Below are 15,023 nucleotides of genomic sequence, written 5' to 3'. Positions count from 1 at the left end.
TGTTAGATAGTGCCCGCCCCGGGCGCCGGGAGGGCTGCTTGCTTCAGTGTCGTCCTCTCTTGCGTCTCAGGCAATTCGGCGTGTCTGCTGGGCAGGGCTTGTCAGTCATCAAGAGGGATGCGATCTGATGAAGCGGGCAAAAATGTTATAAAGTAACGTTTCCGTGCTTGCTACATGTCTACCAACGTCATCGAGGACTCGTGCCCGTGCCTTCTCCATCGCCTTCATCCGTTTCTCGTTCACCCGCTGCTCGCTCAAGCACGCCGCTCGCGGGTATTCCCGTGCATGTGATTACCGGGTTTCTCGGCAGTGGCAAGAGCACGCTGATTCGCCACCTGCTGGCCCACAAGCCTGCCGATGAGCGCTGGGTCGTGGTGATCAACGAGTTCGGTCAGGTCGGTATCGATCAGGCCATGTTCGAAGAGCGTGAAGATGTGGTGGTCAAAGGATTGCCGGGCGGCTGTCTGTGTTGCCAGTTGGCCTTCGTGCTGCAGGCGTCGCTGGTGAATCTGCTGCATCGCCATCGTCCTGATCGGCTGATCATCGAACCTTCGGGACTCGGCCACCCCGCGGGCCTGTTGGACTTGCTGCGCAGTGAGGCCTTCGCCGAGGTGCTGGAAGTGCGCGATATCATTGCGCTGCTGGATCCACGCCGGCTCGATGATCCGCGTTCACGCGAGCACGACACCTTTCGCGATCAGCTGGCGATGGCTGATGGCGTGGCGCTTACCATGACCGATCTGGCTTCGGATCGGCAGTACCAGCAAGCCCAGGCGTATCTTGCCGATCTATGGCCTGCCAAGCGCTGGATCGAGGCGGCGCCACACGGGCAGCTGTCGGTGTCGCGTTTGCTCGGCCAGCCGGTTCATAAGGATGACTCGGCGGGGGCTTCTGAACATCAAGCCAAGAGCGCCTCGATACCGTCCCGAGCGGGGGTGCACTCCGGCGCTCATGATGGACAGGCTGCGGTCATGCTGGATACGTTCGCCTATCGTGAGCCCGCTCCTGGCGTGCCGGTATGCGACGAGGGTGGATCGCTCGGCTTTCGCAGCCTGGGGTGGCGCTTTCATGCAAGCGAGGTGTTTTCGTTGGATGCGTTGGCGCAGCTGCTGGCGTCGTTGCCTGCGGCGCTGCGCATCAAGGCGGTGGTACACACCGAATCAGGCTGGAAATGCTACAACCGGGCCGCGGGGCGGGTGACGTTGACGGCAGCCAGCTGGAGGCGGGATTCGCGTCTCGAGTTGATCATGGAGGCGGGCAGCCAAGGCGTGCCTGAACCAGTGTTGCTGGAAGCGAGCCTGCTGGCCTGTCGAGAAGCGGGATACTCAGCGCCGAACTCGCTCCGCTAGGGGCGCTGACGCTGCCTTTAAGGGGCGGTGAGTGGTACAATTTCGCATTGCTATCACGAAGCTAGCCTTGCCAGCCTCCCGTAGCGCCAAACAGTCGCAGTGCAAAGGATTTGACGACCCATGGGTGACATCGCCAGAGAGATTCTGCCAGTCAACATCGAGGACGAACTCAAGCAGTCGTATCTCGATTACGCCATGAGCGTGATCATCGGCCGGGCGCTGCCCGACGTACGTGATGGCCTCAAGCCGGTGCACCGGCGTGTGCTGTTCGCCATGCACGAATTGAACAACGACTGGAACAAACCCTACAAGAAGTCGGCCCGTGTGGTGGGTGACGTCATCGGTAAGTATCACCCGCATGGTGACAGTGCGGTGTACGACACCATCGTACGTATGGCGCAGGATTTCTCGATGCGCCACGTGCTGGTCGACGGCCAGGGTAACTTCGGTTCCATCGACGGTGATAACGCCGCCGCCATGCGTTATACCGAGGTACGCATGGCCAAGCTCTCCCATGAGTTGTTGGCCGACCTCGAGAAAGATACCGTCGACTGGGTCGATAACTACGACGGCACCGAACGCATCCCCGAGGTGCTGCCGACCAAGGTTCCCAACCTGCTGATCAATGGTAGCTCCGGCATTGCCGTGGGTATGGCTACCAACATCCCGCCGCACAATATGAGCGAGGTGATCAGCGGCTGCCTGGCGTTGATCGACGACCATACGCTGTCGATCGATGACCTGATGGAATACATCCAGGCCCCCGACTTCCCCACCGGCGGCATCATCAACGGTAAGGCCGGGATTCTCGATGCCTACCGTACCGGCCGTGGCCGCATCTATGTGCGCGCGCGTCATACCATCGAGCATGATGACAAGACCGGCCGAGACCACATCATCGTCAACGAGTTGCCGTACCAGGTAAACAAGGCGCGTTTGATCGAAAAGATCGCCGAACTGGTCAAGGATAAAAGGATCGACGGCATCGCCGAGCTACGCGATGAGTCCGACAAGGACGGCCTGCGCGTCGTGATCGAGGTCAAACGTGGCGAGAGCGGCGAGGTGGTGGTCAATAACCTCTTCGCCCAGACGCAGCTGCAGAACGTTTTCGGCATCAACATGGTGGCATTGTCCGACGGCCAGCCGAAGACGCTGAACCTCAAGGAGATGCTTGAGGCCTTCATTCGTCACCGTCGCGAAGTCGTCACCCGCCGGACGCTCTTTGAGCTGCGCAAGGCGCGTGAACGTGGCCATATTCTTGAGGGCCTGGCGGTCGCGATCTCCAACATCGACGAGGTGATCGAGCTGATCAAGGCCTCGCCGTCGGCTGCGGAAGCCAAGGACCAACTGCTGGCCCGTAGCTGGCAGCCGGGGCAGGTGACCGGCATGCTGGAGCGCGCCGGAGCGACCTCCTGCAAGCCCGAGGATCTGGAAGAGGGCTTCGGTCTCGACGAGGCAAGCCAGCAATATCGCCTCTCGCCGGCCCAGGCTCAGGCTATTCTCGAGCTGCGTCTGCATCGTCTGACCGGTCTCGAGACCGAGAAGCTGCTCAACGAGTATCTGGGTATTCTCGAGAAAATCGCCGAGCTGACTGCCATTCTGGCCTCTGCCGACCGCCTGCTCGAGGTGATTCGCGAAGAGCTCGAAGCCATCCGCGATCAGTATGGCGATGTGCGCCGCACTGAGGTCCAGATCAGTCATCTCGACCTGCATATCGAAGACCTGATCGCCGAAGAAGACATGGTGGTGACCATTTCTCGTAGCGGCTATGCCAAGACGCAGCCCCTTTCCGACTACCAGGCGCAGCGCCGCGGTGGGCGCGGCAAGTCGGCGACGGCGATGAAAGATGAAGACGTCATCGAACACCTGCTGGTGGCTTCGACCCACGACACCGTGCTGCTGTTCACCAACAAGGGCAAGGTCTACTGGCTCAAGGTCTACGAGATGCCCAATGCCAGCCGCGGCTCCAGGGGCAAGCCGCTGGTCAACCTGCTGCCGCTGGACGAGGGCGAAGCGGTGAGTGCCATGCTGCCGGTGCGCGAGTATCGCGAAGACAGCTTCATCTTCTTCGCTACCGCCAAGGGTACGGTCAAGCGTACCAGCCTCGATCAGTTCTCGCGTCCGCGTAGCGTTGGCCTTATCGCCATTGATATCGACGAGGATGACCAGCTGATTGGTGCTGCTATTACCTCCGGCTCGGACCACGCCATGCTGCTGTCTTCCAACGGCAAGGCGATCCGCTTCGAGGAATCCCATGTGCGCGCCATGGGGCGTACCGCTCGCGGCGTGCGCGGCATGCGGCTGCAGGATGGCGCGCGGGTGATCAGCCTGATCATTCCGCAGTCCCAGCAGGTCGATGTCGAAGACGATGCCGAAAACGATGCTGAGGCCCCGACGGACGTGGCGGCCAATGATGGGCAGATCTACATCCTGACCGCCTCCGAGCGTGGCTATGGCAAGCGTACCCGCCTAGAGGAGTTTCCGCTGCGTGGGCGCGGAGGCCAGGGGGTGATCGCGATGCAGACCAGCCAGCGCAACGGCGACCTGGTCGCGGCGATGCAGGTCTACTCTGCCGACGAGATGATGCTGATCACCGACAAGGGCACGCTGGTGCGTACCCGCGTCGAGGAGGTTTCCACGACGTCGCGCAACACCCAGGGCGTGATGCTGATCCGCCTGGGCGAGGGCGAAGCGCTGGTCAAGACGGTGCGCATCGACGAGCCGGAGGAAGAGGCGCCTGGCGGTGAGACACTTGACGGAGCTGCTGGCGAAACGCTTGAGACGGGTGCCGACGATGCCTCAAACGCAGCCTCCGCAGAGGGGCCTGACAGCGATGCGCCGGAAGGCGATCACTGAGCGCCGTTAGCCGAGACACCATCATTCTGGAATACAACGCTGATGACACGTCATTATAATTTTTGTGCGGGACCGGCGGCGCTGCCGGCCGCCGTTCTGGAACAGGCCCGGGAAGAGCTGCTCGATTACCAGGGGCGAGGCCTCTCGGTGATGGAGATGAGTCACCGTAGCGCCGAGTTCGTTGCCATCGCCGAGCAGGCCGAGGCGGATCTGCGCGAGCTGCTGGTCGTGCCCGATAACTATCGGGTGCTGTTCCTGCAGGGCGGAGCCTCGATGCAGTTTGCGATGTTGCCCTACAACTTGCTTGGCCAAGGCGGCACGCCCAACTACCTCTATACCGGTATCTGGGGCAAGAAAGCCATTGCCGAAGCGCGTCACCTGGGCGGCGCCCATGTGGCGGCGTCCAGCGAGGCCAACGGCCTCATTGCCGTGCCGCGCCAGACGGATATTGCGCTGTCCAGCGATGCTGCCTACCTGCACTATACGAGCAACGAGACCATCGGCGGCCTCGAGTTCGACTATGTGCCCGAGGGGCGCCTGGCCGATGGCAGTGAGGTGCCGGTGGTCTGCGACATGTCCTCGTCGATTCTCTCCGGTCCGCTGGACGTCTCGCGGTTTGGCGTGATCTACGCCGGGGCCCAGAAAAACATCGGCCCGGCCGGCCTGACGCTGGCGATCGTACGCGATGATCTGCTTGACCGTGCGCGCCCCGAAACACCGACCATGTTCAATTATAAGGTCATGGCCGAGCATGGCTCGATGTATAACACGCCGCCTACCTATAGCTGGTACTTGGCGGGTCTGGTGTTCCAGTGGCTGAAACACGAGATCGGCGGTCTTGAGGCGATGAATGCCCTCAACGATCGCAAGGCCGCCAAGCTGTATGCCGCCATCGACCAGAGCGATATGTATTCCAATCCCATCGCGGTGGCCAATCGTTCGCGCATGAATGTGCCTTTCGTGCTGGCCGATGAGCGTCTCGACAAGGCCTTCCTGGCCGAGTCCGAAGAGGCTGGCTTGCTCAATCTCAAGGGTCACCGCAGCGTGGGGGGCATGCGTGCGAGCCTCTACAACGCGGTGCCCGAGGCCGGGGTCGATACCCTGGTGGAATTCATGGCCGACTTCGAGCGTCGGCGCGGCTAGCGTCGCAGCGGACGGCAAGGCCGGGCCATTGGCGCTCGGTGCTGGCCGTACCATTGTCGAATCAGGGGTTTAGTGTAGGGGAAATCGAATGAGTGACACCCCCATCGATCTCGATGCGCTGCGTCAGCGTATCGATGGCCTGGATGGTGAGATCCTTCGCCTGATCAGCGAGCGCGCCCAGTGCGCGGGTCAGGTGGCCAAGGTAAAGACCGACTCCGACCCGGATGCGGTCTTCTATCGGCCCGAGCGTGAGGCCCAGGTGCTCAGGCGCATCATGGCCCTCAACCAGGGGCCTCTGGATGCCGAAGAAATGGCGCGGCTGTTTCGCGAGATCATGTCGGCCTGTCTAGCACTCGAGAAGCCGGTCAAGGTGGCCTATCTGGGGCCCGAAGGTACCTTCACCCAGCAGGCGGCCCTCAAGCACTTCGGTGAGAGCGCGGTCAGTTTGCCGATGGCCGCCATCGATGAGGTATTCCGGGAGGTCGAGGCAGGTGCCGTCAATTACGGCGTGGTGCCGGTGGAAAATTCCACCGAAGGCGTGGTCAACCACACCCTCGATTCCTTCATGGACTCCTCCATGCGGATCTGCGGCGAGGTGGTGCTGCGCATTCACCATCACCTGTTGGTGTCGAGCAATACGCGCCGTGACAAGGTTTCGCGGGTCTATTCGCATCCTCAGTCCTTTGCTCAGTGTCGCAAATGGCTGGATGCCCATTATCCGCATGCTGAGCGGGTTCCCGTCTCATCCAACGCCGAGGCGGCCAAGCTGGTCAAGACCGAGTGGCACAGTGCGGCGATTGCCGGGGACATGGCGGCCAAGCTGTATGGACTCGAGAAGATTGCCGAGACCATCGAGGACCGTCCGGATAACTCGACTCGTTTTCTGATCATCGGTAATCAGGACGTACCGTCCTCGGGTGAGGACAAGACGTCCATTGTGGTCGCCATGCGCAACCAGCCCGGCGCTCTGCATGACCTGCTGGAACCCTTCCACCGTCATCAGATTGACCTGACTCGCCTCGAGACGCGGCCGTCGCGCAGTGGGGTCTGGAACTATGTCTTCTTCATCGACTTCAGCGGGCATCGCGATGATGCCCGTGTGGCGGCGGTGCTCGAGGAAGTGCGGTTGCGCTGTGCCGAGCTCAAGGTGCTGGGCTCCTATCCGGTGGGCGTGCTCTGATCATGATGGCGTCTTCCAGGCCTCAGTCGGCGACGCCGTGCGCTCCGGATGCGAGTAGGCTCGGCGAATCCCAATTATTGATCGTCGGGCTCGGGCTGATCGGCGGCTCCCTGGCGGCGGCCCTCAAGGCCGGTGGCTTTACGGGAACCATTCTGGCCTGCGATCGGGATGGTGACGAGATCGCTCGCGGTATCGAGATGGGCATCATCGACGGCGGCGATACCGAACTAGCGGCGGTGCTGCCCGGCAGCAGCCTGGTGGTGCTAGCGGTGCCGGTGCTGGCCATGGATGCGGTGATGGGGGCTTTGGCTGCCGGGCTGCATACGGCCGCTGCCGATGTCGTCATCACCGATGTTGGCAGCACCAAGGCGGCCATTCGCGATACCGCCGAGCGCATTTTCGGTGAGCTGCCGGCCAATCTGGTGCTGGGGCATCCGATTGCTGGCTCCGAGAAGAGTGGGGTTGCGGCCTCCAATCCCACCTTATATCGCCAGCACAAGGTCATCTTGACGCCCGGCGAGAGGACGGCGCCCCAGCCGCTGTCCCGAGTGCGTGCCCTGTGGCAAGCCTGCGGTGCCACGGTGCTCGAGATGCCGATTGAGCATCACGACCAGGTGCTGGCTCGTACGAGTCACCTGCCGCATCTGCTGGCCTTCTCGCTGGTGGATACCCTGGCTCGCCAGGATGAGCGTTTGGATATCTTTCGCTACGCTGCCGGTGGCTTTCGTGATTTTACCCGTATCGCCGGCAGTGATCCGGTGATGTGGCGGGATATCTTTACGGCTAATCGCGATGCAGTGCTGCAGGCACTGAATGATTTCGAGGGCGGCGTGGCGCGATTGCGTCGCGCCGTGGAAGAAGGCGACGGCGATGCCATGCTGGGCATCCTCGACCGTGCCAGCCATGCTCGGCACTATTTCGATACGCTGTTAAACCAGACCAGTTATCAGGCGGGTTATCAGACCATGCAAGACAATTCCATGCGCTACCGGGTCAGCCCCGGTGGCAGCGTTTCCGGGCGCATTCGCGTGCCCGGCGACAAATCAGTGTCGCACCGTTCCATCATGCTGGGCGCGTTGGCCGAAGGTGTCACCGAAGTGAAAGGCTTTCTGGAAGGTGAGGACAGCTTGGCGACGCTGCAGGCCTTCCGCGAAATGGGGGTGGCCATCGAAGGGCCGCATCAAGGGCGGGTGACCATCCATGGCGTCGGCATGCATGGCCTCAAGGCGCCGGCAGGGCCGATTTACGTGGGCAATTCCGGTACAGCGATGCGCCTGTTTGCCGGCCTGCTGGCCGGGCAGGCTTTCGACAGCGAGCTGACCGGCGATGCTTCGCTGACCAAGCGGCCCATGGGACGGGTGGCCGATCCGCTGCGTCTGATGGGCGCGACCATCGATACCGCCGAGGGGGGACGTCCGCCGCTGAAGATTCATGGCGGACAGCCGCTCAAGGGCATTGATTATTCCATGCCGATGGCCAGTGCCCAGGTCAAATCGTGTCTGCTGCTGGCCGGCATGTATGCCGAGGGTGAGACCCGCGTCAAGGAGCCGGCACCGACTCGCGACCACACTGAGCGCATGCTCAATGGCTTTGGATATACGGTTGAACGCGACGGTGATACTGCTTGGCTCAGTGGCGGCGGTTCCCTAGCGGCAGGGCCCATCGACGTGCCCTCTGACATTTCCTCGGCGACCTTCTTCCTGGTCGCCGCAGCGATCACGCCAGGCGCCGATCTGACGCTCGAGCATGTCGGCATCAACCCGACCCGTATCGGGGTGATCAATATCCTCAAGCTGATGGGCGCCGACCTCGAGCTCTCCCACCAGCATGAGGTTGGCGGTGAGCCGGTTGCAGATATCCGGGTGCGCTATGCGCCGCTCAAGGGTATCGATATTCCCGTCGACCAGGTGCCGCTGGCCATCGATGAGTTCCCGGCGCTGTTCATCGCCGCCGCCAATGCGCAAGGCAAGACTCGCCTGCGCGGGGCAGAAGAGCTGCGCGTCAAGGAATCCGATCGTATCCAGGCCATGGCCGATGGTCTGGATGTGCTCGGTGTCGAGAATACCGTAGTGGCCGATGGTATCGATATCCTCGGCGGTGATGACGGTTCCGGCGCGCCGAATTACGCTGGCGGTCATGTCGATAGTCTCGGCGATCACCGCATTGCCATGGCCTTTGCAGTGGCCGGGCTGCGCGCGCGTGACGAGATCGTGATCGATGACTGTGCCAATGTGGCCACCTCCTTCCCCGGCTTTGTCGAGCTGGCGCGCCGTGTCGGCCTGACCGTCGCCCCTGAGTCCGACGCGGAGTCTGTGGCCAATGAACAGCAGGGGGATGCATGAGCGATGCCGAAACAAGGGTGGTGACCATCGATGGTCCGGGTGGTGCCGGCAAGGGCACCATCAGTCGTCTGGTGGCCGAGCGGCTGGGCTGGCATTTGCTGGATAGCGGCGCTCTCTATCGGCTGACCGCGCTTGCGGCGATGCGTCATGCGATTCCGCTTGATGACGAGAGTGCCCTGGCGTCGCTTGCCGCTAATCTGGACGTGGTCTTCTTGCCCGACGAGGGTGGTAGCCGCGTGCTGCTGGAAGGGGATGACGTTAGCCAGGAGATCCGCACCGAGCAGGCCGGCGACCGGGCCTCTCAGGTAGCAGCGCTACCGCAGGTTCGCGAGGCGCTGCTGAATCGTCAACGTGACTTTCTCAAGGCGCCGGGCCTGGTGGCCGATGGCCGCGACATGGGGACTGTGGTATTCCCATCGGCCCCCCTTAAAGTGTTCCTGACCGCCAGCGCCGAGGAACGGGCCAGGCGTCGCCATCGGCAGTTGCGGGAAGCGGGACAGGATGCTAGTCTACCGAGTCTTTTAAAGGAGATTCAGGCCCGCGATGCGCGAGACATGCAGCGCAGCGTTGCCCCTCTCGAACCGGCATCCGATGCCATCGAGCTGGACACCACGAGCCTGACAATTCCGGAAGTGGTGGAACGGGTGAAGGATCTGCTTGCCCAACGTGGCATTGCTTGATCGTCTAACGATCCATTACGGGCCTCGGGATGATGTAACGACATGGGCGGACAGCACGTACTGAGAGTCCGCTCAGGTCTAACCAGCGTTAACATCCCCGGGGCATATTGCAGTAGGCCCGCACTCGCTGGTGGTGCGGAGAAGGCGGTAAGCCGCCATTCAACGTTGATCACGTAGGAACATCATGAGCGAAAGCTTTGCTGACTTGTTTGAACAGTCTCTCCAAGACATCAACATGGAGCCGGGCGCCATTGTCATGGCGACCGTCGTCGACATTGAAGGTGATTGGATCACCGTCAATGCCGGTCTGAAATCCGAAGGCCAGATCCCGTCCGCGCAGTTCCGCGACGAAAACGGTGAGCTGACCATCGGTGTGGGCGATGAAGTCAAGGTCGCACTGGAAGCCGTGGAAGATGGCTTCGGTGAGACCCGTCTGTCCCGCGAGAAGGCCAAGCGCGCCGAGGCGTGGAAAGAGCTGGAAGCAGCCTTCGAGAAAGATGAGATCGTCAAGGGCGTGATCAACGGTAAGGTCAAGGGCGGCTTCACTGTCGACGTGGCTTCTATCCGTGCCTTCCTGCCGGGCTCCCTGGTAGACGTGCGTCCGGTGCGCGATACCGCTCACCTCGAGCACAAAGAGCTGGACTTCAAGGTCATCAAGCTCGACCCGAAGCGCAACAACGTGGTGGTTTCTCGTCGCGCGGTGCTGGAAGCCGAGAACAGCGCCGAGCGTGAAGCGCTGCTGGCCACGCTGCAGGAAGGCCAGCAGATCAAGGGTATCGTCAAGAACCTGACCGACTATGGTGCCTTCGTGGACCTGGGCGGCGTCGATGGTCTGCTGCACATCACCGACATGGCCTGGAAGCGCATCAAGCACCCATCCGAGATCGTTGCCGTCGGCGACGAGATCAACGTCAAGGTGCTGAAGTTCGACCGCGAACGCAACCGTGTGTCCCTGGGTCTCAAGCAGCTGGGCGAAGATCCCTGGGTCAACATCAAGGGCCGCTACCCGGAGAACACCAAGGTCAACGCGCGCGTTACCAACCTCACCGACTACGGCTGCTTCGCCGAGCTGGAAGAGGGTGTCGAAGGCCTGGTCCACGTGTCCGAAATGGACTGGACCAACAAGAACATTCACCCGTCCAAGGTCGTCCAGGTTGGCGACGACGTCGAGGTGATGGTTCTGGACATCGACGAAGAGCGTCGTCGTATTTCTCTGGGCATCAAGCAGTGCACCACTAATCCGTGGGAAGACTTCAGCGCTCGCTACAACAAAGGCGATCGCGTTGCTGGCAGCATCAAGTCCATCACCGACTTCGGCATCTTCATCGGCCTGGAAGGCGGTATCGACGGCCTGGTGCACCTGTCCGACATCTCCTGGTCCGAGACGGGTGAAGAAGCCGTACGCAACTTCAAGAAGGGCGATGAGGCCGAGGCCGTCATCCTGTCCATCGATCCGGAGCGTGAGCGCATCTCTCTGGGCATCAAGCAGCTGGACAGCGATCCGGTTGCCGAGTACCTCGCCGTCAACGACAAGGGTAGCGTTGTTACCGGTCGCGTCGTCGAAGTCGATGCCAAGGAAGCGCACGTTGAGCTGGCAACAGACGTTGTGGCCGTGCTCAAGGCGTCCGAGATCAGCGCCGATCGCGTTGAAGATGCGCGTAACGCCTTGAACGAAGGCGACAGCGTCGAAGCCCGCATCGTGAGCGTGGATCGCAAGAGCCGCGTCATCAACTTGTCCGTCAAGGCCAAGGATCAGGACGACACCCGTAAAAACATGGGTCGCCTGCGCGAGCAAGAGTCCGAGTCTACACCGACGACCATCGGTGATCTCATCAAGCAGCAGATGGGTCAGGACTAAGTCCAGCCCCGATGTCTCGGCCTGCCGAGACGTCCTGAAGCTTGAACAAAAACGCCGCCCCTCAGGGGCGGCGTTTTTTTGGTTCTGCTTGTGGACTCGGGAGAGTTATTAACCTTAGCCGCAAAGCATGCGCTTTGCCGTTGCGTCATTCAGTCGTCTGGTGCTGGCGAAGCATTCAAGAACCAGTCTTTCATGGTCGTGGTGATCTGGCGCATTTCCTCATCGAGGGTGACATAGGCGGGCATGGTATAGAGCCAGCGACCGAAACTTCTTAGCCAGACACCGCGACTGCGGGCGAAGTCCTGGGCTCCTTCGAGGCTTGCCGCATCGTGCACTTCGATCACCGCGGTAGCGCCGAGTACGCGGACGTCCTCAACGGCAGGGTGTGCCTTTAGGCTGGCATCCTCGACCAATTCCTGGCGAAGAATCGCGTTCAGAGAGGCGATCTTGCCCAGGTAATCTTCCTCCTCAAAGACCGCCAGGCTTTCCAGGGCCACGCGGCAGGCGAGCGGGTTGCCCATGAAGGTGGGGCCATGCATGAAGGCGCGGTTGGGGTCTTCGCTTAGAAAAGCTGAGTAGACGGTATCTGTGGCCAGCGTCGCTGCGTGTCCCAGGTAACCCCCGGTCAGCCCTTTGGAAAGCACCATGATGTCCGGTGTGACGCCGGCATGTTCGGCGGCAAACATCTTGCCAGTGCGCCCGAAACCGGTGGCCACCTCGTCGAAGATCAGCAGTACGTCGAATTCATCGCATAAAGCCCTTGCCGCCTGGACATAGTGGGGGGAGGTCATATTAAGGCCGCCTGCAGCTTGCAGTAGAGGCTCCATGAGCAGCGCGGCGATCTCGTGATGGTGCGCCTCGAGCATCTTTCTCAGGCCTTGGATGTCGGCTTCCACGGCGTCTCTCGGGGCGTCGAAGGCTGCCGTGGGGGCGGGTGCAAAAAGGTGTCTGGGCAAGAAGCCGGAAAACAGCGAATGCATGCCTTCTGCGGGGTCGCATACCGCCATGCAGCCTGCCGTGTCGCCATGATAAGCCTTCATCAGCGACAGCATCCGGTGCTTGCCTGGGCGGCCGCGCTGTACTTGGTACTGCACCGCCATTTTCATGGCGACTTCCATTCCGACCGAGCCACTATCCGAGAAAAAGACATGATTGAGACCTGGCGGTGTTATGCGAACCAGGGCGGTCGACAACTGGTCGGCAGCTTCATGCGTCAGTCCACCGAGCATGACATGGCAGAGAGCATCGGCTTGCTGTTTGATTGCCGCAACGAGTCTGGGATGCCCATATCCATGGATCATGCACCACCAGGAGCAAGTGGCATCAAGAAGTTGCTCGCCATTTTCCAAGGTAAAGTGCGCTCCAGTACCACCTATTACCTTTAGGGCGGCGGGTTGAGTCTGCATCTGTGCATAGGGATGCCAAAGTGGCTGGCTCATGTAGCCCTCTTTGTTAACAAGGTCATATATTCAAGGTTAACAGATTCTCTTCGTTTCGGTCATCCTCTCGGGCATCCTTTTGGCGTCTATGTAAGAATGAGTAAAAATTAGCCAATGAGAATGTGTTGGGTTTCTGATATTGTCGTTTAAAATAAAAACGATTAGACTTGGGCCAGGTCGATTACATCCCGGCTTTGCTGATCCACTATCCCGTGGTGTCTACCAGAAGCATATATAAGGAATTGCCATGTCCCTGCTCAACGATTACATGCAGAAAGAACAGATGCTCAAGCAGCTCACTGACGAGCTCCAGAAGATGGAAAACGACAATCGTTTGAAGTCTGAGCTTGAGTTCAAGGAAAAGCTCGAAGCACTGATGAAAGAGTACGCTAAAAGCGCCGCTGACGTCATCGAGCTCGTCGACCCCAAGGCCGCTTCCCGTGCCGCTGCGGGTAAGCCGGAATCTTCCGGTGGCCGTCGTAAGCGCAAGCTGAAGATTTACAAGAATCCAAATACCGGTGAAGTCGTCGAGACTCGCGGTGGCAATCAGAAGACCCTCAAGGCCTGGAAGGACGAGTACGGTAACGATACCGTCGAGTCCTGGCTGGTCCGCGTGGAAGAGTAACGTAGCCTCTTGTTCGGATATCGCCCCCGGCCTTGCCGGGGGCGTTTTTTTTGGAAGTTAAAATGTTCTTTGGGACATCAGTTCGTGGTGTTTGCTCGCTCGGTTCTTCAAGTGTGTCGCCATAAAGCAACACGTGGCTGACGGCGTTATTATGTACTTTTGCTCCCTTGTGTAGTGAAAAGGCGTTAATAGTTCCCGTCGCCAGGAAATATTTTATCGCCTGCCAGTCAGTCGTCGCCATCACTAGTGCCATGCCGCTGGTTATGACGCTTATTCTCTGCATGGTTTCCACGGGAAGCTCGGTGTGCCAGAGGCGCCATGCGGTCCAAAGGCTAATGGTTGTTTTGGGCAGGGGAGTAGTGAAATAAACTGTGGCCATGAGCCTGAAGTGGCTTCAATGGGGCGTAAGGTGTGGTCAAGGCGTATGTAAATGTATGCGGCGTATTTGCTGCCTACTGCCTGCTAGCTACTGCCTGCTAGCTACTGCCTGCTACCTACTGCCTGTAAGGGGGTTGAGGAGTATCTTGGCTGGACTCGCGGACGAGATGGGTTAATGCCCTATAGCTGGGCGAAGGCAATTTTTGCCATTTTTTTGCTACTTTTTAGCTGCTTCTTAGGAAGTTTTTAGGCAGCGCCTAGCGATAGCGGTAGATCCTAAGGCTTGGCAGGAAAGGGGTGTCCTCAAGGCGCTCGTCGCTTCTTTTGGCACGCGTGCGCTTCTCCTGCGGGGTGGGCTGGGGCTGATTATGATCAGGCAGCAGGCCATCTGGGCTGGGAATAAATAGCGGCAGTGCGACGTTCATGGCGCGACGCTCGCGGCCGTCGGCGAGTGGTTCGGTAAAGAAGAGATTGGCGCGCATCAGAGGCGCCTGCTTCTGGACCTGGGCCAGTGGCTCACTGTCAGGAATGCCGGCCAGGTGCTTGAGTTGAATGCGGATATGCGGCGATTCTGTATCGAGTGCCAGCAACTTTTTCTCAGCGTCGCGGACGCTCAGCTTCTTGATCGAGCGACCGCTTGAATACCAGGCCAGACGCACGCGGGAAAGGGGGGCATTCGCCACCGGTATGGCGCGCCAGCATTGCTTGAGGTGAAGTCTGGCAAGGCCTTGGCCGGTGAGGTGTGCATGCAAGGCCGGGTGGCGAAATGGCAGTACCGCCTTGATCTCGGGGATAAGGTCGGCGGCATGCTCACGAATCTTTGCCAGTATGCCGGCGAAGTCGTCTTTGGCTTCATTGACCTTTTCCACATGCTCGAGGATCTGCTGGTCGGCGGCAATCAGCCCGATATAGCTGCGGGTGGCGCGTCCATCCTGTCCGTCCTGATACCAGAAGTCGAGCAGTGCGGCTCTTAGCCAGTCGGCGTCGGGTGTTGTGTGGTGCAACGCCCAGGCGCCGACGCCTCTTTCACGGTTCTGTTCCCGGAAGCACTGAACCAATGCCTCGATGCGATTGATGATCGTGTCGAACGCCGCTTCCAGCTCGGCCAGTAGGCGGTACTGTAGCGGTTGAAGGTCTTTCGTCTGATCCAGGTGTTGGTCGTCCTGCATGGTA

10 protein-coding genes are annotated in these 15,023 nt (G+C 60.3%); 8 read left to right on the top strand and 2 right to left on the bottom strand.

The features are described 5' to 3' along the window. Positions 1-281 precede the first annotated feature (281 nt). The 7 genes from HUS66_RS12410 to rpsA all read left to right on the top strand — a co-directional run bounded on the left by HUS66_RS12410 (position 282) and on the right by rpsA (position 11,408). Entirely contained in the window at positions 282-1,349 is a 1,068-nt protein-coding gene (locus tag HUS66_RS12410) for a CobW family GTP-binding protein (protein ID WP_282847287.1), read from the top strand. A gap of 120 nt (positions 1,350-1,469) precedes the next feature. Beyond that, complete coding sequence (gyrA, locus tag HUS66_RS12405) at positions 1,470-4,205, top strand: DNA gyrase subunit A (protein WP_175071222.1); 2,736 nt, start codon at positions 1,470-1,472, stop codon at positions 4,203-4,205. 42 nt (positions 4,206-4,247) lie between these two features. Then, positions 4,248-5,348 carry a 3-phosphoserine/phosphohydroxythreonine transaminase gene (gene serC / locus HUS66_RS12400; RefSeq protein WP_175071221.1) on the top strand — a complete coding sequence of 367 codons (1,101 nt, stop codon included), beginning with the start codon at positions 4,248-4,250 and terminating at the stop codon, positions 5,346-5,348. 88 nt (positions 5,349-5,436) lie between these two features. Further along, the gene (gene pheA, locus HUS66_RS12395; protein ID WP_175071220.1) at positions 5,437-6,528 is read left to right on the top strand and encodes a prephenate dehydratase; all 1,092 of its coding nucleotides are present in this window, start codon (positions 5,437-5,439) and stop codon (positions 6,526-6,528) included. 5 nt (positions 6,529-6,533) lie between these two features. After that, positions 6,534-8,870, top strand: coding sequence for a bifunctional prephenate dehydrogenase/3-phosphoshikimate 1-carboxyvinyltransferase (locus HUS66_RS12390; protein WP_175071263.1), 2,337 nt, complete (start codon positions 6,534-6,536; stop codon positions 8,868-8,870). Further along, the gene (gene cmk, locus HUS66_RS12385; protein WP_175071219.1) at positions 8,867-9,550 is read left to right on the top strand and encodes a (d)CMP kinase; all 684 of its coding nucleotides are present in this window, start codon (positions 8,867-8,869) and stop codon (positions 9,548-9,550) included. Before HUS66_RS12390 ends, cmk begins: the two co-directional genes overlap by 4 nt. A 184-nt stretch (positions 9,551-9,734) precedes the next feature. Then, entirely contained in the window at positions 9,735-11,408 is a 1,674-nt protein-coding gene (gene rpsA / locus HUS66_RS12380) for a 30S ribosomal protein S1 (protein WP_175071218.1), read from the top strand. Between the two features lie 149 nt (positions 11,409-11,557). On the opposite strand, the gene bioA is transcribed toward rpsA, so the two are convergent. Next, positions 11,558-12,847 (bottom strand): adenosylmethionine--8-amino-7-oxononanoate transaminase, encoded by a 1,290-nt coding sequence (bioA, locus tag HUS66_RS12375; RefSeq protein ID WP_175071217.1) that lies wholly within the window; start codon positions 12,845-12,847, stop codon positions 11,558-11,560. Positions 12,848-13,094: 247 nt separating this feature from the next. On the opposite strand from bioA, the gene HUS66_RS12370 reads away from it, so the two are divergent. Then, positions 13,095-13,472: a histone-like nucleoid-structuring protein, MvaT/MvaU family gene (locus HUS66_RS12370; RefSeq protein WP_175071216.1), complete on the top strand. Its 378-nt coding sequence runs from the start codon at positions 13,095-13,097 to the stop codon at positions 13,470-13,472. A 635-nt stretch (positions 13,473-14,107) separates the two neighbouring features. On the opposite strand, the gene HUS66_RS12365 is transcribed toward HUS66_RS12370, so the two are convergent. Then, complete coding sequence (locus tag HUS66_RS12365; RefSeq protein ID WP_175071215.1) at positions 14,108-15,019, bottom strand: DNA replication terminus site-binding protein; 912 nt, start codon at positions 15,017-15,019, stop codon at positions 14,108-14,110. Positions 15,020-15,023: the final 4 nt, after the last annotated feature.

The organism is Onishia taeanensis (assembly GCF_013349955.1).
Classification (GTDB): Bacteria; Pseudomonadota; Gammaproteobacteria; order Pseudomonadales; family Halomonadaceae; genus Onishia; species Onishia taeanensis_B.
Note: the sequence above shows the minus strand (reverse complement) of the source record. Positions and strands in the feature narration are given on the sequence as shown.

Excerpts from the sequence above, each read along its gene's own strand:
- gyrA (WP_175071222.1), top strand. The coding sequence starts at position 1,470 with ATGGGTGACATCGCCAGAGAGATTCTGCCAGTCAACATCGAGGACGAA.
- serC (WP_175071221.1), top strand. The coding sequence starts at position 4,248 with ATGACACGTCATTATAATTTTTGTGCGGGACCGGCGGCGCTGCCGGCC.
- pheA (WP_175071220.1), top strand. The coding sequence starts at position 5,437 with ATGAGTGACACCCCCATCGATCTCGATGCGCTGCGTCAGCGTATCGAT.
- HUS66_RS12390 (WP_175071263.1), top strand. The coding sequence starts at position 6,534 with ATGGCGTCTTCCAGGCCTCAGTCGGCGACGCCGTGCGCTCCGGATGCG.
- cmk (WP_175071219.1), top strand. The coding sequence starts at position 8,867 with ATGAGCGATGCCGAAACAAGGGTGGTGACCATCGATGGTCCGGGTGGT.
- rpsA (WP_175071218.1), top strand. The coding sequence starts at position 9,735 with ATGAGCGAAAGCTTTGCTGACTTGTTTGAACAGTCTCTCCAAGACATC.
- bioA (WP_175071217.1), bottom strand. The coding sequence starts at position 12,847 with ATGAGCCAGCCACTTTGGCATCCCTATGCACAGATGCAGACTCAACCC.
- HUS66_RS12370 (WP_175071216.1), top strand. The coding sequence starts at position 13,095 with ATGTCCCTGCTCAACGATTACATGCAGAAAGAACAGATGCTCAAGCAG.
- HUS66_RS12365 (WP_175071215.1), bottom strand. The coding sequence starts at position 15,019 with ATGCAGGACGACCAACACCTGGATCAGACGAAAGACCTTCAACCGCTA.